The sequence below is a fragment of the Kitasatospora sp. NEAU-69 genome (assembly GCF_057158765.1).
Genome location: NZ_JBWXUE010000021.1, coordinates 23122 through 41426, shown reverse-complemented (window position 1 = coordinate 41426; position 18305 = coordinate 23122). Strand labels below are relative to the sequence as shown.

The following is an 18305-nucleotide window of genomic DNA, read 5'->3' as shown; positions in this document are numbered from 1 at the left end:
GGATTCTCACGATCCGTGCAAGCGACGTCGCACCGTGCATCCACCCGAGCGCTCCAGTAGCGTTCGCCTGCAAGTCAATGCAACAAAGAGGGCGCTCGCCATTGCATTGGGCGCGAGGTCATTGCAACGATTACACCGCTACCACCTGCACTAGTACAGATTCTGCGCGAATAGCCTGTTGCCAGAGCCATGAACGCAACGTAGCGTTTGCGATGTCAGAAACGAGCACCGCACAAGGAGAGCACGATGCAGAACTTCGCAGCCCCCGCCTGGACCGGCACCGTCTCGATCGATGACACCGAGCTGGCCGTGACCGACACCGGCGGCGCCGGCCCCACCGTGGTCTACCTCAACGGCTCCTACGCCTCACAGAAGAACTGGCAGCGCGTCACCGCCGAGCTCGGCGGCGACTACCGGCACATCACCTACGACGAGCGCGCCCGCGGCAAGTCGAAGCGCGCCACCGACTACTCCTTCGAGGCCTGCGTCCGCGACCTCGACGCCGTCCTCACCGCCCGCGGCGTCGAGCGCCCGATCCTGGTGGGCTGGTCCTACGGCGCGATGATCGCCGTGCACTGGGCCGCCCGCCACCCCGAGCGCGTCGCCGGCGTCGTCTCCGTGGACGGCGCCCTGCCCACCGACCCGCTCGACGACGCCACCCGCGCCCAGGTCCGCAAGCTGTTCCGCAACCTCAGCCCGATCTTCCCCATCGCCCGCCCGCTCGGCCTGGCCGCCCGGATGAGCGCCACCCAGCACGCCGAGATCAACCTCGAACTCATCGACCTCTGCGCACCCGCCGCCCTCGCCCCGGTGCTCGAGCGCATCAGCACCCCGACCCGCTACATCCTCGGCACCGGCGGCAACCTCGGCGCCAGCGAGCAGGTCATCGAGAAGCTCCGCACCGACCTCACCACCATGATCGCCGACAACCCGAGCATCCAGGTCAGCCGGAAGGTGCCCAGCAACCACTCCAAGATCCTGCGCAACGACTCCACCACCGTCGCCCACGCGGTCCGCGAACTCAGCACCACCCCCGACCGCACAGCCCGATGAGCCGCGACCGGCGGGGCACGCCGCTGTCTACTGCCTACGGCCCGTCAGCTCACGCGATCCGGTCCAGGATCAGCGGCGTGCGGGTGTACTCGGTGCCCGCCGGCGAGACGTCGATGCCGCCCGCCAGCGCCTCGATCGCGTAGTCGAAGCGCTCCGGGGTGTCGGTGTGCAGGGTCAGCAGCGGCTGGCCCGCGGTGACGGTGTCGCCCGGCTTGGCGTGCATCTCGACGCCGGCGCCGGCCTGCACCGGGTCCTCCTTGCGGGCGCGGCCGGCGCCCAGGCGCCAGGCGCAGACGCCCACCGCGTAGGCGTCGAGGGCGGTGAGGACGCCCGAGGCGGGGGCGTTGATCACGTGCTGCTCGCGGGCGACCGGGAGGGGGGCGTCCACGTCGCCGCCCTGGGCGCTGATCAGGCGGCGCCAGTGGTCCATGGCGGAGCCGTCGCGCAGCGCGTCGGCCGGGTCCTTGCCCTGGACGCCGGCCGCGGCGAGCATCTCGCGGGCCAGTGCGATGGTCAGCTCGACGACGTCGGCCGGGCCGCCACCGGCCAGCACCTCCACCGACTCGCGGACCTCGAGGGCGTTGCCGGCGGTCAGGCCGAGCGGGGTGGACATGTCGGTGAGCAGCGCGACGGTGTTGACACCGGCGCCGCGGCCGAGGCCGACCATGGTGCGGGCGAGCTCCTGGGCGTCGGCCAGGTTCTTCATGAAGGCGCCGGAGCCGACCTTGACGTCCAGCACGAGCGCGCCGGTGCCCTCGGCGATCTTCTTGGACATGATCGAGGAGGCGATCAGCGGGATCGCCTCGACCGTGCCGGTGACGTCGCGCAGCGCGTAGAGCTTCTTGTCGGCGGGGGCCAGGCCGTCGCCGGCCGCGCAGATGACGGCGCCGCTGGAGCGCAGCACGTCCATCATCTCGTCGTTGGAGAGCAGCGCGCGCCAGCCGGGGATCGACTCCAGCTTGTCCAGCGTGCCGCCCGTGTGGCCCAGGCCGCGGCCGGAGAGCTGCGGGACGGCGGCGCCGCACGCGGCGACCAGCGGGGCCAGCGGCAGGGTGATCTTGTCGCCGACGCCGCCGGTGGAGTGCTTGTCGGAGGTCGGCATGCCGAGCGCGGCGAAGTCCATCCGGACGCCGGAGCGGATCATGGCGTCGGTCCAGCGGCTGATCTCGCGCAGGTTCATGCCGTTCAGCAGGATCGCCATCGCCAGCGCGGACATCTGCTCGTCGGCCACCTCGCCGCGGGTGTAGGCGTCGATCACCCAGTCGATCTGAGCGTCGGTCAGTTCACGGCGGTCGCGCTTTGCGGTGATGACGGAGATGACGTCCATGAGGTTCTCCAACAGAACAGGCAGGAACGGAAGCGGAAAACGGCAATCGGGGCGGCCGGAAAACGGAACGGCGCAGGGGCGGCCACTGCTCGGCCGCCCCTGCGCCACTCTACGCGCGTCAACACGCGTCCCGCCAGTACCAAATGCCCGTGTTACAGCCGTTCCGGCCCGAAGGCGTCCGGCAGCACCTCGGTCATCGGCTTGATGCCCGAGGGCAGGTCCACCAGCAGGTCCGGGCCGCCGTGCTCGTAGAGCAGCTGGCGGCAACGGCCGCACGGCATCAGCGGCTCGCCGGCGCCGTCCACGCAGGCGAAGGCGACCAGCCGGCCGCCGCCGCTCGCGTGCAGCGCGGAGACCAGGCCGCACTCGGCGCAGAGGGCGAGCCCGTACGAGGCGTTCTCCACGTTGCAGCCGGTGACCACCCGGCCGTCATCGACCAGCGCGGCCGCACCGACCGGGTACTTGCTGTACGGGGCGTACGCGTGCGCCATCGCGTCCCGGGCCGCTGCGCGCAGCGCCTCCCAGTCCACCTCCACCGAGGCCACCGGAGAGCCCGTCACTTGCCCTGGCCCTTGCGGTAGATCTGGCCGTCCGCCTTCGGCGGGCGCAGGCGCTGCGCGGAGAGCGCGAGCACGACCAGGGTGATCACGTACGGCGTGGCCACGATCAGCGGAGGCTGCACGGTCTTGGTGGTCGCGTACCAGACGCCCAGGCCGACGGCCGCCGCCGCGGTGATCGCCGCGGGGACGAACTTGCGCCGGTAGCCCTGCCAGAGCGCGAGGATGCCGAGCATCAGCGCGATCGCCAGCAGCAGCACGTGCACCGAGTCCGGGTCGCGCAGCTGGAGGCTGTCGGTGAAGCCGAACAGGCCCGCACCGGTGGCCAGGCCGCCCGGCAGCCAGTTGCCGAAGATCATCGCGGCGAGGCCGATGTAGCCGCGGCCGCCGGTCTGACCGTCGCGGTAGACGCTGGCGGCGACCATCGACAGGTAGGCGCCGCCCAGGCCGGCGAAGCCGCCGGAGGCGATGACCGCGATGTACTTGTACTTGTAGACGTTGACGCCCAGCGTCTCCGCCGCGGTCGGGTTCTCACCGCAGGAGCGCAGCCGCAGACCGAAGGTGGTGCGCCAGAGCACGAAGTAGCTGACCACCAGCAGCACCGCGGCCAGCAGCGTGACGACCGAGAGGTTGGTGATCAGGCCACCGATCACACCGGCGATGTCCGAGATGAAGAACCAGTGGTGCTTCTCGATGTGGTCCAGCCACGGCGACAGGCCCGGGATGGTGATGCTCGGCAGGCCCGGGGTCTGCGGGGACTGACCGGCACCGGCACCCGCGCTGCGGTAGGCCGGGAAGTAGATCTTGTTGATGTACAGGCAGATGCCCGGGATCAGCAGGTTGATACCGACACCGGAGACGATGTGGTCGACGCCGAAGCCGACCGTGATCACCGCGTGCAGCAGGCCGCCGAGGGCGCCGGCCGCGATACCGGCCAGCAGGCCGACCCACGGGTTGACCAGGTAGCCGGTCCAGGCGCCGGCGAAGGTGCCGGCCACCATCATGCCTTCGAGGCCGATGTTGACCACGCCGGCCCGCTCGGACCACAGACCGCCCAGACCGGCCATGCCGATCGGCACCGCGGCGCCGAGCGCGGCGGTGATCTGACCCGAGGAGGTCAGCTGGTGGTTGCCGGTCCAGGCGCCGACCACCGCGAAGAGCAGGATCGCGCCCGCGACCAGCAGCAGGATCACCGGGAGGGAGAGCTTGGGAGCGCCCTTGCCCGGCGCCTTGGCGGCCGGCTTGGGACGGGATGCGGTCGCGGTGCTCATGCCGCCACCTCCTTCTTCTCGGACGCAGCGGCCGCGGCGGCAGCAGCTGCGAGCTGGGCGCCGACCTTCTGCTGCTGGCGCTTGAGGCCGAAGCGGCGCACCAGCTCGTAGGCGATGACCACGCAGATCACGATCGTGCCCTGCATGACCTGGATGATCTCCGGCGGGAAGTTGAAGACCGACAGCTGCGGCGAGGTCGCGTCCAGGAACGCCCAGAGCAGCGCCGCGAAGGCCACGCCCAGCGGGGTGTTGCGGCCGAGCAGCGCGATCGAGATGCCGGTGAAGCCGACCGTCTGGCCGAAGTTCTGGCCGAAGTAGTGCGAGTAGGTCAGCAGGTCGGGCATCGCGGCCAGACCGGCCAGCGCACCGGAGACGCAGATGCTGGTCAGCACCATGCGCTTGACGTTGACACCGCTCGCGGCGGCGGCCGACTCCGAGCGGCCGGTGGCGCGCAGGTCGAAGCCGAAGCGGGTGCGGGTGAGCATCAGCTGGAAGCCGACGCCGACCAGGATCGCGATGAAGATGAAGCCGTAGAGCGTGCCACCCGCGCTGTTCAGCGTGAAGAAGTTGCTCGAGGCGGCCATCGTCTTGGTCTGGATGCTGTTGCTGACGCCGCCGCCGTTGCCCGGCGCGAAGATGCCCGGCACCAGCAGCACGCCGATCACGGCGGTCGCGATCGCGTTCAGCATGATGGTCGAGATGACCTCGCTGACCCCGCGGGTGATCTTGAGGACACCCGCGATCGAGGCCCAGACGGCACCGACCAGCATGGCCACGATCAGCAGCAGCGGGATCTCGATGACCGAAGGCAGGTTGACCGCGCCGCCGATGTACGCGGCGAACAGCGCCGCGAGCTGGTACTGGCCGCCCGCGCCGATGTTGAACAGGTTCATCCGGAAGCCGAAGGCCACCGCCACTGCGGCGATGTAGTAAGTGGTCGCCTTGTTGAGGATCGCCACCTGGCCGTCCGAGGCCGTGCCGTAGTTCCACATGATGTGGAAGGCCTGGAACGGGTCGTAGCCGGCGACCGCCAGCAGCAGCGAGCAGATCGCGACGGCGATCACGACGGCCAGGACGGGGGCCGCGATGGCCAGGATCAGCTTCTCGCGGTCGATCCGCGCGAGGAATCCGCGCTGGGCGGTTTCGGTCGTGCTCATGTGGGTCACTCCCCCGCCTGCGCGTCATCGGCAGCGGTGTCGGTGGTGGCGTCGTCGGACAGGCTGTCCGAGGTCGCGTCGGCGGTGGTGACCGCCTCGCCGCCCGGGGCGTCGCTGCGGCCGAGCTCCTCGGCGGCGAGCACCGCGGCCGCGGCCAGGGCGCTCTCGTCCGACTCGATGTGGCCGGAGCTGGCACCGGTCATCGCGGTACCGAGGTCCTCGGAGGTGACGGTGGCCGGGTCGGCGTCGGCGACCAGGCGGCCGCGGTAGATCACCTTGATGGTGTCGGAGAGGCCGATCAGCTCGTCCAGGTCGGCCGAGATCAGCAGCACCGCCAGGCCCTCGCGCTGGGCGACCCGGATGTGCTCCCAGATCTGCGCCTGCGCGCCGACGTCCACACCGCGGGTCGGGTGGGCGGCGATCAGCAGCTTCGGGGCGTGGCTCATCTCGCGGCCGACGATCAGCTTCTGCTGGTTGCCGCCGGAGAGCGAGGCCGCCGTGACGTCGATGCCAGGGGTACGGACGTCGTACTGCTCGACGATGCGCTGGGTGTCGCGCTTGGCCGCGGCCGGGTCGAGGCGGAAGCCCTTGGAGTTGGGCGACTCGGTGACGTGGCCCAGGATCCGGTTCTCCCAGAGCGGGGCCTCCAGCAGCAGGCCGTGGCGGTGCCGGTCCTCGGGGATGTAGCCGATGCCGGACTCGCGGCGCTCGCGGGTCTGCTGGGCGGTGAGGTCCTTGCCGTCCAGCACCACGGCGCCGGCGTCCAGCGGGAGCATGCCCATGATGGCCTCGACGAGCTCGGCCTGGCCGTTGCCCTCGACGCCCGCCAGGCCCAGGATCTCGCCCTTGCGGATGGTCAGCGAGACGTCGTCGAGCACCACGCGCTCGATGCCCTCGGCGTCCGCCTTGGCGATCCGCAGGCCGTCGAGCTTGAGCATCTCCACGTCGGTGACGGTGGACTCGCGGCTCTCCGGCGAGGGCAGCTCGCTGCCGACCATCAGCTCGGCGAGCTGACGGGCGGTGACCTGCTTCGGGTCGGCGTCGCCGACCGTGGTGCCGCGGCGGATCACGCTGATCGCGTCGGCCACCGAGAGCACCTCGTGCAGCTTGTGCGAGATGAAGATGACCGTGACGCCCTCGGCCTTGAGCTCGCGCAGGTTGTCGAAGAGCGCGTCGACCTCCTGCGGGACGAGCACGGCGGTCGGCTCGTCGAGGATCAGGATCCGGGCGCCGCGGTACAGCACCTTGAGGATCTCGACCCGCTGACGGTCGGCCACGCCGAGGTCCTCGACCAGCACGTCGGGGCGCACGTTCAGGCCGTACTGGTCGGAGATCTCCTGGATCTTCGCCTTGGCCTTCGCGCCGATGCCATGGAGCTTCTCGCCGCCGAGGACGACGTTCTCCAGCACGGTGAGGTTGTCGGCCAGCATGAAGTGCTGGTGGACCATGCCGATGCCGCGCGCGATGGCGTCGCCGGGGGTGGCGAGCTCGACCAGCTCGCCGTTGACGGCGATGGTCCCCTCGTCCGGGCGCTGCATGCCGTACAGGATCTTCATCAGCGTCGACTTGCCGGCGCCGTTCTCACCCATCAGGGCGTGGACGGTGCCGGTGCGGACGGTGAGGTTGATGTCGTGGTTGGCGACGACGCCGGGAAAGCGCTTGGTGATGCCGCGCAGTTCGACGGCCACGGTCGCCGTCCCCGCGGTGGGGTTACCCCCCTTGCTGAGGGAGGTTTCGGAAGCGGTGATGGCGATCTCCTGGGGGTGAGCAGGCGCGACAGTGCGCTGGGGAGGCCGGAGTACTGCGAACGGCGCGGTGGGGCGCCGCAAGATCGGGGGGGTGGGCGGTGGTTCGTCGTCACACGGCCCGGGAGAGGGAAGGAAGGGGCCCGGCGGGATGCGCTCGCGCGCGACCCACCGGGCCCCTCCCCTGCTCAGACGTACTGCCCAGCTGTGAGCTGGTTACGAGCGGACTGGATCAGCCGGCCGGCGGAGCGGTCGGGATCACGGTGGCGCCCGAGGTGATCTGCTGCGTGGCCGCGGCGAGCTTGGCCTGCAGGTCGTCGATGAAGCCGCCGGTGGTGGCCAGGCCGACACCGCCCGACTTCAGGTCGAAGCGCTGCACGCCGGTCAGCGGGGCACCGTTCTTGACGCTCTGGATGTAGTTGTACACGGCGGTGTTCACGTTCTTCAGCGCCGAGGTGAGGATGTGGTCCTTGTACTGCGCCAGGCTGCTCTGCTTGGCCTGGTCGGTGTCGACACCGATCGCCCAGGCACCCTTGGCGGCGATGGCCTGGATGGCACCGGTGCCGGAGGCGCCGGCCGCGGCGTAGATGACATCCGCACCCTGGTCGAGCTGGCCCTGCGCGGCCGACTTGCCCTTGCCCGGGTCGTTGAAGCCGCTGAAGTCCGGCGGGGTGGTCAGGTAGGTCACGTCGACCTTGATGTCCTTGTTGACCGAAGCGACACCGGCGCGGTAGCCGGCCTCGAACTTCTTGATCAGCTCGGACTGGACACCACCGATGAAGCCGACCTGGTTGGTCTTGGTCTTGCTGGCGGCGGCGATGCCGGCCAGGTAGGAGCTCTGCTGCTCGGTGAACTCCAGCGAGGTGACGTTGCTCGGCTGGGTCGAGGAGTCGGAGTCGATGATCGCGAACTTGACGTTCGGGTGCTCCTTGGCGACCTTCTCGACGGTCGCCTGGTACACGAAGCCGACCGCGATGATCGGGTTGTAGCCGGCCGAGACCAGGGTCTCCAGACGGGTCTGCTTGTCCGAGTCGGCCTCACCGGTCTTGGCCTCGGCCTCGGTGGCGGAGATGCCGAAGTCGGCCTTCGCCTTGTCGAGACCGGCCGCAGCCGAGTCGTTGAAGCCCTGGTCGCCACGGCCGCCGACGTCGTAGGCCATACCGACCTTGAGGCCGGAGCCACCGGACGCGCCAGCGGAGGTGGTGTCGGTGCTCTTTGCGCCGCAAGCGGCGAGCGAGGCCATGCCCAGGGAACCCGTGAGCACAACCGCGGCGAGCTTTACTGAACGGCGCAAGGGAATATCTCCTTCTCACACACCCGTTTGGCGTGGTCGGACGCCACCGTAACGCGCGTAGAACACGGTTGTATTACAAGCTGCCGGGACATTCGGGTTGTTATCAAACCGTGGCACTCGAACCAGCCAAACCAGACATTTGGGTACGAGTTCCCCAGTATCACACGCCTGCGCGCCACCCTCCCTGAAGGTCAGCCTCCCATAGTGATCACTACGGCCGGCGCCCGCCCCCACACCTCGTCACCCCCGCCGTCACCCCCGCCGTCACCCCTGCTGTCACCCCTGCTGTCACCCCTGCTGTCACCCTTGCTGTCAGCCCGCTCCGAACGCCCGATCCGCCCGCTCAGATCCGGGCGTGTTCCAGCGCGAGCGAACAGAAGAGCTCGACACCGATCGCGATCGCCCGCTCGTCCACGTCGAAGCGGCCCTGGTGCAGGTCGCGGGCCGCGGTCTCGTGCGGAGCGCGCACGCCGAGCCGGGCGAGCGCCCCCGGCGCGTGCTCCAGATACCAGGAAAAGTCCTCTCCTCCCAGGCTCTGCTCCGTCTCCTCCACGACTACGTCACCTTCCGCACCGAACTGCCGCATCATCGCGGTCTCCAGCTGCGCGATCGACTGGGCCTCGTTGACCACCGGCGGGACGCCCCGGCGGTAGTCCAGCGACCACTTCGCCCGATGAATTTCGGCCATCTTCGTGATGAGCTCGTGCAGCGCGTCCGGCGCCTCGCGCCAGCCGTCCAGCTCCAGGCAGCGGACGGTGCCCTCCAGCTCGGCGTGCTGCGGGATCACGTTCGGGGCGGAGCCGGCGGCGATCCGGCCCCAGACCAGGCTGACGCCCCAGCGCGGGTCCATCCGGCGGGCCAGTGCGCCGGGCAGGTCGGCGGCGAGCCGGCCGATCGCCGTGACCAGGTCCGTGGTCAGGTGCGGACGGGCGGTGTGGCCGCCCGGCCCCGACAGGCTCAGCAGCATCGCGTCGCAGGCCGAGGTGATCGCGCCGGTGCGCAGGCCGACCCGCCCGACCAGCACCTTCGGGTCGCAGTGCACCGCGAAGATCCGGCCGACACCGGCCATCGCGTCGGCCGCGATCACGTCCAGCGCGCCGCCCGGCATCATCTCCTCGGCGGGCTGGAAGATCAGCCGCACCGGGCGGGTCAGTCGGCCCTCGCGAAGCGCGTCGGCCAGCACCAGCGCGGTGCCGAGCACGATCGAGGTGTGCACGTCGTGGCCGCAGGCGTGCGCCTGGCCGGGCACCGTGGAGCGGTAGGGAGCCTCGGTCTTGGCGTCCTGGATCGGCAGCGCGTCGATGTCGGCGCGGAAGGCCAGCATCGGGGTGCCGGAGGGCGTCCCGGGCGGGACCAGGTCGACGATCAGCCCGGTGCCGCCGGGCAGCACGCGCGGCGACAGGCCGGCCTTGCGCAGCCGGTCCACCAGCAGGCCGGTGGTGCGGAACTCCTGGCGGCCCAGCTCGGGGTGCCGGTGCAGGTCGCGGCGGACCGCGATCAGCTCCGCTTGATACGCGCGCACGCGCGCGCGGAGCGGCTGCGCCTGCAGCGACTGCGCCTGCAGCGACTGCGACTGCGACGACAGCGGCTTCGGCTGCTGCGCCTGGGGCTGCTGTGCCTGCGTGGCCTGCGGCGACGGGTCGGCGGGGCGGCGCACGGCCGCCTTCGCCCCCGGACGCGGCCCGGGCTTCGGCCCGGGCTTCGGCCCCGGCTTGGGCGCGGCCGACGGCCCCGGCTTCGGTGCCGACCGGCGCTCGACCGCGGAACGCGGCGGCGAGCTCACCGAGGACGCCACCGGGGTGGTCGCCGACGGGCTCGCAGGCTGCGTCGTCTGCTGAGCGGACTGAGGATGCGTCACCCCAACAAGAGTATGCCCGTGGCCGGAGTTTGGCCTGACTTCGGCCGAATAAGTACCCGGATTGGCGCATACACGGCCAGAGGGTGGGTATGACATCACGTTTTAGCCGCCTTCCCGCTGCAGACGCCGCCTGGGCGATGAACCTGTGCAACGACCGGAACCGCCAGGAGTAACGTCTCGCCACCGGCCGCACACCCCGTGCCAGCACGGCGAACGTGATTTCAAACCCCCTTCGGACCCGCCGTGCACACCCGGATGACCACCGCATGTCAGGATCCGGACGGTCAGGTCATGTACTGGTAAAAAATTCAGGCGAAGTCTTGAACATCGACCGTCTGAGCGAATAGACAACGAGCGCACAGTCAAACCCTCGCACCAGCCGACCCTCCCTCAGGAGCCCGGTCAGGTTGGGCGATCCGCCATGCCCGCGTCCGGCCCTGCCCACAAGGCATGAGCTGAGACGCCGTCAACTGCCTGCCCCCGCAGGCGGTCGGCCCGTTCATGAGAGTGGGGAACCCACGTGCCAGCAGCTGTTCGCAGCCGGCTCTCCCGGATAGCGGTGGCGGCTCCGGCCGCAGCCCTCGTCCTGGGTGCGCTCGCGGTCGCCAACCCGGCCTTCGCCGACACCACCGCCGCCGCGCCGAGCACCGCCAAGGAGCTCCCGGGGACCAGCCCCGCCTGGGCGACCCCCCAGGCCGACACCGGTGCGGTGCCCGCCGCCACCCCCGGCACCGCGCGTGTCTACCTCCAGGGCCAGGACCCGGCGGGCCTCGCCGCCTACGCGCAGGCCGTCTCCTCGGTGGACTCGCCCGACTACGGCAAGTTCCTCTCCACCGACGAGGCCAAGGCCCGCTTCGGCACCACCCCCGAGCAGGTCAAGGCCGTCACGGACTGGCTGACCAGCGCGGGCCTGAAGGTCGACGCGGCCACCAACCACTACGTCGACGTCTCCGGCAACACGGCCGGCCTGGCGAAGGCCTTCAGCACCCAGATCCACGCCTACACCACGGCCGCCGGCACCCAGACCGCCCCGGCCAGCGACGCGATCGTGCCGGCCGCGGTCGCCAACGACGTGATGGCCGTCGGCGGGCTGACCAGCACGGTCCACAAGGCCTCCTCGGACGCCGTCTCGCAGGCCGCCGCCGAGGCCAAGCTGGCCGCCGCGACGTCGAACGCCGCCGGCCCGAACACCGCCGCGGCCAAGACCCCGCCGACCCTGCCGACCGTCCCGACCTGCTCGGACGACGGCTACGGCTCGAAGATCGCCAAGGGCGCGCCGCAGGGCTACGAGAAGAACGACCCCTTCGCGCCCTGCAGTTACGTTCCCTCGCAGATCCGCAAGGCGTACGGCGTCACCAAGTCCGGCATGACCGGCAAGGGCGCCACCGTCGCGATCGTCGACGCCTACGGCTTCGACACCATGCAGGCGGACGCGAACAAGTTCTCCACTGCCCACGGCGACCAGCCGTTCGCGCCGGGGCAGTACAAGGAGGTCGTCACCAAGGACCAGTGGGTCCACCAGGCCGACTGTGGCGACTGGTCCGGTGAGGAGGCGCTGGACGTCGAGATGGTGCACGGCCTCGCGCCGGACGCCAACGTCGTCTACGTGGGCGCCAACTCCTGCGAGGACCCCGACCTGACCGCGGCCCTGCAGAACATCGTCGACAACCACCTCGCCGACATCGTCTCCAACTCCTGGGGCGAGATCATGCACGGCAAGAGCGGCGACCTGGACCCGGCCACGATCGCGGCCGACAACCAGATCTTCCAGCTCGGCGCGGCCGAGGGCATCAGCTTCAACGCCTCCTCCGGCGACTGCGGCGACAACTCGCCGGGCGCGGCGGCCACCGGCACCAACTGCCAGGCCGACACCAACCAGGCGCAGACCCAGTGGCCGTCCGCCTCGCCGTGGATCACCGGCGTCGGCGCGACCGCGCTGGAGCTGAAGGACAAGTCCGGCACGTACGGCCACGAGGTCAGCATGGGCGACCAGCGCTCGGTGCTGTCGCCCGACGGCAAGTCCTGGACCCCGATGCCCGGCTTCTTCTACTTCGGCGGTGGCGGCGGCGTCTCCAAGGACGTCCAGCAGCCGTGGTACCAGAAGGGCGTCGTCCCGGACAGCATCTCCACCGTCGCGGCGGACGGCACCAAGTCGGCCACCCCGCTGCGCGCCACCCCGGACGTCGCGATGAGCGGTGACCTGGTGGCGGCCACCATGGTCGGCTACACCCCGGCCGGCGGCGCCTACTCCGAGGGCGGCTACGGCGGCACCTCGGTCGCCTCGCCCGAGATGGCGGCCATGGAGGCCAACGCGATCCAGGCCCGCGGCGGCCGTCCGCTCGGCTTCGCCAACCCGGCGCTGTACGACCGGGCCGGCACCCGCGCGTTCCACGACGTGAACGACTCCGCCGTGCACACCAAGTTCGGCAACGTGGTCGACCTCGGCACCATCAACGGTGTGCTCAAGGTCCGCCTGTACAAGGTCGGTTCGGACTTCGGCCTGAAGGCCGGCAAGGGCTACGACACCGCGACCGGCGTCGGCTCGCCGGGCACGGACTTCCTCAAGTCCTTCACGATCAAGCACCCGACCAAGCACGCCAGCGCCGACGACAACGGCTGGAACGCCCTCGCCAACCCGGGCGACGACGACAGCCAGGACTGACAGCGCGGTCGAACCACAGGACAGGGCCCGGAGGCGACGCCTCCGGGCCCTGTCCGCTTCCCCCGCCCAGCCCCGTCAGAAGCGGTCGACCGGCGTGTACGTGCCCCAGACCTCGCGCAGCGCGTCGCTCACCTCGCCGACGGTGGCCCGCGCGGCCAGCGCCTGCTTCATCGGGTAGAGCACGTTGTCGGTGCCCTCGGCGGCCCGGCGCAGCGCGCCGAGCGTGCGGTCCACCGCCGAGCGGTCCCGGTCGGCGCGCAGCCGGGCCAGCCGCTCGGCCTGCCGGGCCTCGATCGCCGGGTCCACCCGCAGCGGCTCGTACGGCTCCTCGGCGTCCAGCCGGAACCGGTTGACGCCGACCACCGTGCGTTCACCGCCGTCCGTCTCCTGCTGGACCCGGTAGGCGGTGCGCTCGATCTCCGACTTCTGGTAGCCGTTCTCGATCGCCGCCACCGCGCCGCCCATCTCCTCGATCCGCGCCATCAGTTCGAGCGCGCGGCCCTCCACCTCGTCGGTCATCGCCTCGACCGCGTAGGAGCCGGCGAACGGGTCGACGGTCGCGGTGACGTCGGTCTCGTACGCCAGCACCTGCTGGGTGCGCAGCGCGAGCCGGGCGGACTTCTCGGTCGGCAGCGCGATCGCCTCGTCGAAGCTGTTGGTGTGCAGCGACTGGGTGCCGCCGAGCACCGCGGCCAGCGCCTGCACCGAGACCCGGACCAGGTTGACCTCGGGCTGCTGCGCGGTCAGCTGCACGCCGGCGGTCTGGGTGTGGAACCGCAGCATCTGCGAGCGCGGGTTGCGCGCGCCGAACTCCTCGCGCATCACCCGGGCCCAGATCCGGCGCGCCGCACGGAACTTGGCGACCTCTTCGAGCAGCGTGGTGCGGGAGACGAAGAAGAAGGAGAGGCGCGGCGCGAAGTCGTCCACCGCCATCCCGGCCGCGACGGCGGTGCGCACGTACTCGATGCCGTTCGCCAGCGTGAAGGCGATCTCCTGCGCGGGATCGGCGCCGGCCTCGGCCATGTGGTAGCCGGAGATCGAGATGGTGTTCCACTTCGGGATCTCGGCCCGGCAGTAGCGGAAGACGTCCGCGATCAGCCGCAGGCTCGGCTTGGGCGGGAAGATGTACGTGCCCCGCGCGATGTACTCCTTGAGCACGTCGTTCTGGATGGTGCCGGTGAGCCCGGCGGACGGCACCCCCTGGGACTCGCCGACCAGCTGGTAGAGCAGCAGCAGGAGGCTGCCGGGCGCGTTGATGGTCATCGAGGTGGAGACCTCGCCCAGCGGGATCCCGCCGAAGAGCACGTCCATGTCCTCGACGCTGTCGATCGCGACGCCGACCTTGCCGACCTCACCGGCCGCGATCGGCGCGTCCGAGTCGTAGCCCATCTGGGTCGGCAGGTCGAAGGCGACCGACAGGCCCGTCGTCCCGTTGGCGATCAGCTGCCGGTAGCGCGCGTTGGACTCCGCTGCGGTGCCGAAGCCGGCGTACTGCCGCATGGTCCACGGCCGGCCGGTGTACATCGACGGGTAGACGCCACGGGTGAACGGGTACTCGCCGGGGCGGCCGAGCCGCTCGATCGGCTCCGCGGGGCCGTACAGGGGCTCGATCGGGAAGCCCGATTCACTGAGACGGGCAGATTCGGAGCGTCGCGGCTCGGCTGCCATGGATTCCTCCGCGGGACGGGTGCTGGACGGTGCCACCACATGCTCCCGCGCGCCACCGTCAACCGTCCCTCACTGCCGGGGCGAGTCCCGCTCCTGCGATGATGACGCCGCACGAGGCACGATGGACGCATACGGAGGAGACGGCAGATGGCGAGCGCTCAGCAGAAGGTCGCAGTGGTCACCGGGGCGAGCAGCGGCATCGGCGCGGCGACCGCGCGGCGGCTGGCGGCCGAGGGGTTCTCGGTGGTGCTGACCGCCCGTAGGACCGAGCGGATCGAGCAGCTCGCCAAGGAGATCGAGAGCCAGGGCGGCACCGCCCGCGCGGTCACCCTGGACGTCACCGACCGGGCCGCGGTGGACGCCTTCGCGGCCGGTCTGGAGCAGATCGACCTGCTGGTCAACAACGCCGGCGGTGCGTTCGGCGCCGAGTCGGTCGAGCAGGGCGACCCGGCCGACTGGCTCGCGATGTACCAGGTGAACGTGCTGGGCGTGCTGCACATGACGCAGGCGCTGCTGCCGGCGCTGCGGCAGAGCGGCGACGGCACGGTACTGATCCTCTCCTCCACCGCCGCGCTGGCCGCGTACGAGGGTGGTGGAGGTTATGTGGCCGCCAAGCACGCAGCGCACACCATCGCCGCAACGCTCCGCCTGGAGCTGGTCGGCGAGCCGATCCGGGTGATCGAGATCGCGCCGGGCATGGTCAAGTCGGAGGGCTTCGCGGTGACCCGGTTCCGCGGCGACGAGGCGAAGGCGGCCGCCGTCTACCAGGGCGTCTCGCACCCGCTGACCGAGGACGACATCGCCGACACGGTGGCCTGGGCGGTCACCCGCCCGTCGCACGTGAACATCGACCTGCTGGTGGTCCGCCCGCGCGCCCAGGCCTCGAACTACAAGGTGCACCGGGCCTGACCCCGGCGGTTACCGGCAGCGACGGTAACCGGCAGGCGGGGTGGCCCTACCGAGTGCTACACATGTTCGGTGATGTTCCCCCGGCTTCCCCGCCTCCTGATACCCGTCACGCTCGGCTCGCTGCTGCTGGCCGCCTGCAGCAGCGCCGCCGGGCACCCCGCGGCCGCCGGGAGCGGCAGCGCGACGGGCACCGCCGGCGCCCCCGCCGCGAGCGCGGCGTCGGCCCCGGCGAGTGCGGGCGCCGCGGCGAGTGCCGCCGCCTCGCCCAAGGGCGCCGCCGACCCCGCGCTGCACCCGTTCTACGGCCAGCAGATCGCCTGGTCGCCGTGTCCGGGCGGCGGCGCCGTCCAGCTGCAGTGCGGCAAGCTGCACGTCCCGCTCGACTACGCCAACCCGGGCGGCGACGCGCTCGACCTGGCCCTGATGCGCGAGCCCGCCGCCAAGGCGGGGGTGGGGGTACCCCCGGCCGGAGGCGGGGGGAGGATCGGCTCGCTGATCGTCAACCCGGGCGGCCCCGGCGCCTCCGGCGTCGACATGGTGCGGGACGACGGCAGCGACTTCGACGGCCCGCTGCACGACCGCTTCGACATCGTCGGCTTCGACCCGCGCGGCACTGGTGGCAGCGACCCGATCCACTGCCTGACCGACCAGCAGCGCGACGACCGCGAGGAGCAGGACGCACCCGCCGACCCGCAGGCCCGCGAGGCCCAGCGCGAGCAGCTCGGCAAGTCCTACGCGGCCGCCTGCGAGGCCGCCTCCGGCAAGCTGCTGCCGTTCGTCGGCACCCGCGACACCGCCCGCGACATGGACGTGCTGCGCCAGGCGCTCGGCGACCCGAAGCTCGACTACCTGGGCGTCTCGTACGGCACCTACCTCGGCGCGCTGTACGCCGAGGAGTTCCCCGGCAACACCGGGCGGCTGGTGCTGGACGGCGCCGTCGACCCGTCCGCCGACAAGCTGGACGCGGACGTGCAGCAGCAGATCGGCTTCGAGAAGTCGCTGGAGCGGTTCGCCGCCGACTGCGCGACCAACCACCCGGGCGACTGCCCGCTCGGCACCGACCCGAAGAGCGCGGGCCAGAAGGTCGGCAGCTTCCTGGACGGGCTGCGGGACAAGCCGCTGCCGACCGCGAGCGGGCGCAAGCTCAACTCCAACCTGGGCTGGACCGGCGCGATCTTCTTCCTCTACGGCGACCAGACCACCTCCTGGAGCGAGCTGCGCACGGCACTGACGATGGCCATGCAGCACGGGCAGGGCGACATCCTGCTGGAGGCCGCCGACGCCTACAACGAGCGGGACAAGAACGGCCACTACTCGGCCGAGGACGACGCGCACACCGCGATCAGCTGCGCCGACGGCGCGGCCCCCGCGCCCTCACCGCAGCGGGTCCAGCAGCTGCTGACCGAGCTCAAGCGGCAGGCCCCGCTGCTGAACAGCGACACCACCGCCGAGGACGTCTCGGGCCCCGGCTGCCAGTTCTGGCCGTACCAGAGCCCCGAGCAGCCGCACACGATCCGGGCCGAGGGCAGCGCGCCGATCCTGGTGATCGGCACCACCGGCGACCCGGCGACGCCGTACGCGGCGGCGCAGAAGCTCGCCCAGGGCTTCGCGAACGCGACGCTGCTGACCCGGCAGGGCGAGGGCCACGCCGCGTTCGGCAGCGGCAACGCCTGCGTGAACCAGGCGCTTGATGCGTACCTGGTCAGCGGCACGATGCCGGCCGCCGGGACCAGCTGCGCGCAGTGATCCGAGGGGCGGTGACGCGCTGGTCACCGCCGAACAGATAGCCCCAAGGCTGCACACATCACAACTTGATAGCTCGTCAGGGTGAATTCTGCAGGGACTCTCCCCAACTGGTGAGCGCTCAACTACCGTGGTGCCGCTGCCCGGGCGGACCGCGGCACCGCGTGGGTGACCCCGCACGCGCCGCTCCGTGATCCATGCTGGTTCCTGTCCGACGCCCGCCGCCACTCCGGCCCCGGGCGCCACTCGTTCGCCCCGCCGCGGTGCTGCGCGCGCTCTTCCGGCTGTCCGCCGCCCGCCTCCGTTCCAGCCTCCCGAGGAGGACCCGCTGGCCAGCGACATCCCGGCCGACCACCCGCTTGAAGGCCCGGCCGACCGCACCGCCGACCGCTCGTCCGACCGCACCGACCGCACCGACCGCAGCACCCCGCCGCACACCTGCGCCGGCCGGCCGCCGGCCGAGATCCCCGCCCAGCGGCCCACCGATCCGACCGGTCCGGCGCTGCCCGCGATCGGACTGCACCGCTTCAACGAGGCGGACCCGGGCGCCGCCGAGGAGGCCCTGCTCGCCTGCTGCGGCAGCCACCGCTGGGCGCTGCGGCTGACCGCGCACCGCCCGTACCCCGACCTGGCCTCACTGCTCGCCGCGGCCAGCGAGGCCTCCTACGACCTGCGGCCCAGCGACCTCGCCGAGGCGCTGGCCGACGAGAGCTGGATGCCGCAGCCACTGCTCGGCATGCGCGCGCCGGGCAGCCAGGCCGCGCACACCGCGCTGCGGGCGGCGCACGCGGCCTACGAGTCGCGGTTCGGGCACGTCTTCGTGGTCTGCCTGGACGGCGTGGATCCGGAGGAGATGCTGGACACGGTGCTCAGCTCGATCCGCACCCGGCTGGCCAACGACCCGGACGAGGAGCGACTGGTCGCCGCCGAGGAGCTGCGCCGGATCGCGCTGAACCGGCTGGAGCACCTGGTCGCCAGCAGCGCCGCGAGCTGAGCCGGCGCCGCGGTGCGGCACTGAGGTGCCGCACCGCGATCAGCCCCTGCCGTGGTCAGCCCTGCCA

The 18305-nt window shown here is 71.3% G+C and carries 13 protein-coding genes; 5 read left to right on the top strand and 8 right to left on the bottom strand.

Annotated elements, in window-relative coordinates; genetic code table 11:
* Positions 1-246 precede the first annotated feature (246 nt).
* A complete protein-coding gene (locus AC060L_RS23390) occupies positions 247-1053 on the top strand; it encodes an alpha/beta fold hydrolase (protein ID WP_483800831.1) in 807 nt (268 codons plus the stop codon).
* A gap of 49 nt (positions 1054-1102) precedes the next feature.
* Here AC060L_RS23390 and AC060L_RS23385 read toward each other — a convergent pair whose 3' ends face one another.
* The 7 genes from AC060L_RS23385 to AC060L_RS23355 all read right to left on the bottom strand — a co-directional run bounded on the left by AC060L_RS23385 (position 1103) and on the right by AC060L_RS23355 (position 9968).
* Positions 1103-2380, bottom strand: a complete 1278-nt coding sequence (locus tag AC060L_RS23385; RefSeq protein ID WP_483800830.1) for a thymidine phosphorylase — start codon at positions 2378-2380, stop codon at positions 1103-1105.
* A 152-nt stretch (positions 2381-2532) separates the two neighbouring features.
* Entirely contained in the window at positions 2533-2940 is a 408-nt protein-coding gene (locus AC060L_RS23380; protein WP_483800829.1) for a cytidine deaminase, read from the bottom strand.
* Complete coding sequence (locus AC060L_RS23375) at positions 2937-4208, bottom strand: ABC transporter permease (protein WP_483800828.1); 1272 nt, start codon at positions 4206-4208, stop codon at positions 2937-2939. The genes AC060L_RS23380 and AC060L_RS23375 overlap by 4 nt, the downstream gene beginning before the upstream one ends.
* Entirely contained in the window at positions 4205-5365 is a 1161-nt protein-coding gene (locus AC060L_RS23370) for an ABC transporter permease (RefSeq protein ID WP_483800827.1), read from the bottom strand. Before AC060L_RS23370 ends, AC060L_RS23375 begins: the two co-directional genes overlap by 4 nt.
* Before the next feature lie 5 nt (positions 5366-5370).
* Positions 5371-6954, bottom strand: a complete 1584-nt coding sequence (locus AC060L_RS23365; RefSeq protein WP_483800947.1) for an ABC transporter ATP-binding protein — start codon at positions 6952-6954, stop codon at positions 5371-5373.
* A gap of 388 nt (positions 6955-7342) precedes the next feature.
* Entirely contained in the window at positions 7343-8404 is a 1062-nt protein-coding gene (locus tag AC060L_RS23360; RefSeq protein ID WP_483800826.1) for a BMP family lipoprotein, read from the bottom strand.
* A 343-nt stretch (positions 8405-8747) separates the two neighbouring features.
* Positions 8748-9968, bottom strand: a complete 1221-nt coding sequence (locus tag AC060L_RS23355; RefSeq protein WP_483800946.1) for an amidohydrolase — start codon at positions 9966-9968, stop codon at positions 8748-8750.
* An 814-nt stretch (positions 9969-10782) separates the two neighbouring features.
* Between AC060L_RS23355 and AC060L_RS23350 the strand changes: the two genes are divergently transcribed.
* Entirely contained in the window at positions 10783-12924 is a 2142-nt protein-coding gene (locus tag AC060L_RS23350; protein ID WP_483800825.1) for a S53 family peptidase, read from the top strand.
* A 75-nt stretch (positions 12925-12999) separates the two neighbouring features.
* Here the strand turns inward: AC060L_RS23350 and AC060L_RS23345 are convergent, their stop codons facing one another.
* Complete coding sequence (locus tag AC060L_RS23345; protein ID WP_483800824.1) at positions 13000-14592, bottom strand: acyl-CoA mutase large subunit family protein; 1593 nt, start codon at positions 14590-14592, stop codon at positions 13000-13002.
* A 147-nt stretch (positions 14593-14739) separates the two neighbouring features.
* Here AC060L_RS23345 and AC060L_RS23340 point away from each other — a divergent pair, with 147 nt between their 5' ends.
* From AC060L_RS23340 to AC060L_RS23330, 3 genes are all read left to right on the top strand, one after another.
* Positions 14740-15501, top strand: a complete 762-nt coding sequence (locus AC060L_RS23340; RefSeq protein WP_483800823.1) for an SDR family NAD(P)-dependent oxidoreductase — start codon at positions 14740-14742, stop codon at positions 15499-15501.
* Between the two features lie 72 nt (positions 15502-15573).
* Entirely contained in the window at positions 15574-17247 is a 1674-nt protein-coding gene (locus AC060L_RS23335) for an alpha/beta hydrolase (protein WP_483800945.1), read from the top strand.
* A gap of 187 nt (positions 17248-17434) precedes the next feature.
* A complete protein-coding gene (locus AC060L_RS23330; protein ID WP_483800822.1) occupies positions 17435-18238 on the top strand; it encodes a 2-oxo-4-hydroxy-4-carboxy-5-ureidoimidazoline decarboxylase in 804 nt (267 codons plus the stop codon).
* The last annotated feature ends 67 nt before the right edge of the window (positions 18239-18305 follow it).

Bases quoted from the DNA above. Each gene is read 5' to 3' on its own strand.
- AC060L_RS23345 (WP_483800824.1), bottom strand. From the start codon at position 14,592: ATGGCAGCCGAGCCGCGACGCTCCGAATCTGCCCGTCTCAGTGAATCG.
- AC060L_RS23365 (WP_483800947.1), bottom strand. From the start codon at position 6,954: ATGGGTGAGAACGGCGCCGGCAAGTCGACGCTGATGAAGATCCTGTAC.
- AC060L_RS23390 (WP_483800831.1), top strand. From the start codon at position 247: ATGCAGAACTTCGCAGCCCCCGCCTGGACCGGCACCGTCTCGATCGAT.
- AC060L_RS23340 (WP_483800823.1), top strand. From the start codon at position 14,740: ATGGCGAGCGCTCAGCAGAAGGTCGCAGTGGTCACCGGGGCGAGCAGC.
- AC060L_RS23385 (WP_483800830.1), bottom strand. From the start codon at position 2,380: ATGGACGTCATCTCCGTCATCACCGCAAAGCGCGACCGCCGTGAACTG.
- AC060L_RS23335 (WP_483800945.1), top strand. From the start codon at position 15,574: ATGTTCCCCCGGCTTCCCCGCCTCCTGATACCCGTCACGCTCGGCTCG.
- AC060L_RS23370 (WP_483800827.1), bottom strand. From the start codon at position 5,365: ATGAGCACGACCGAAACCGCCCAGCGCGGATTCCTCGCGCGGATCGAC.
- AC060L_RS23375 (WP_483800828.1), bottom strand. From the start codon at position 4,208: ATGAGCACCGCGACCGCATCCCGTCCCAAGCCGGCCGCCAAGGCGCCG.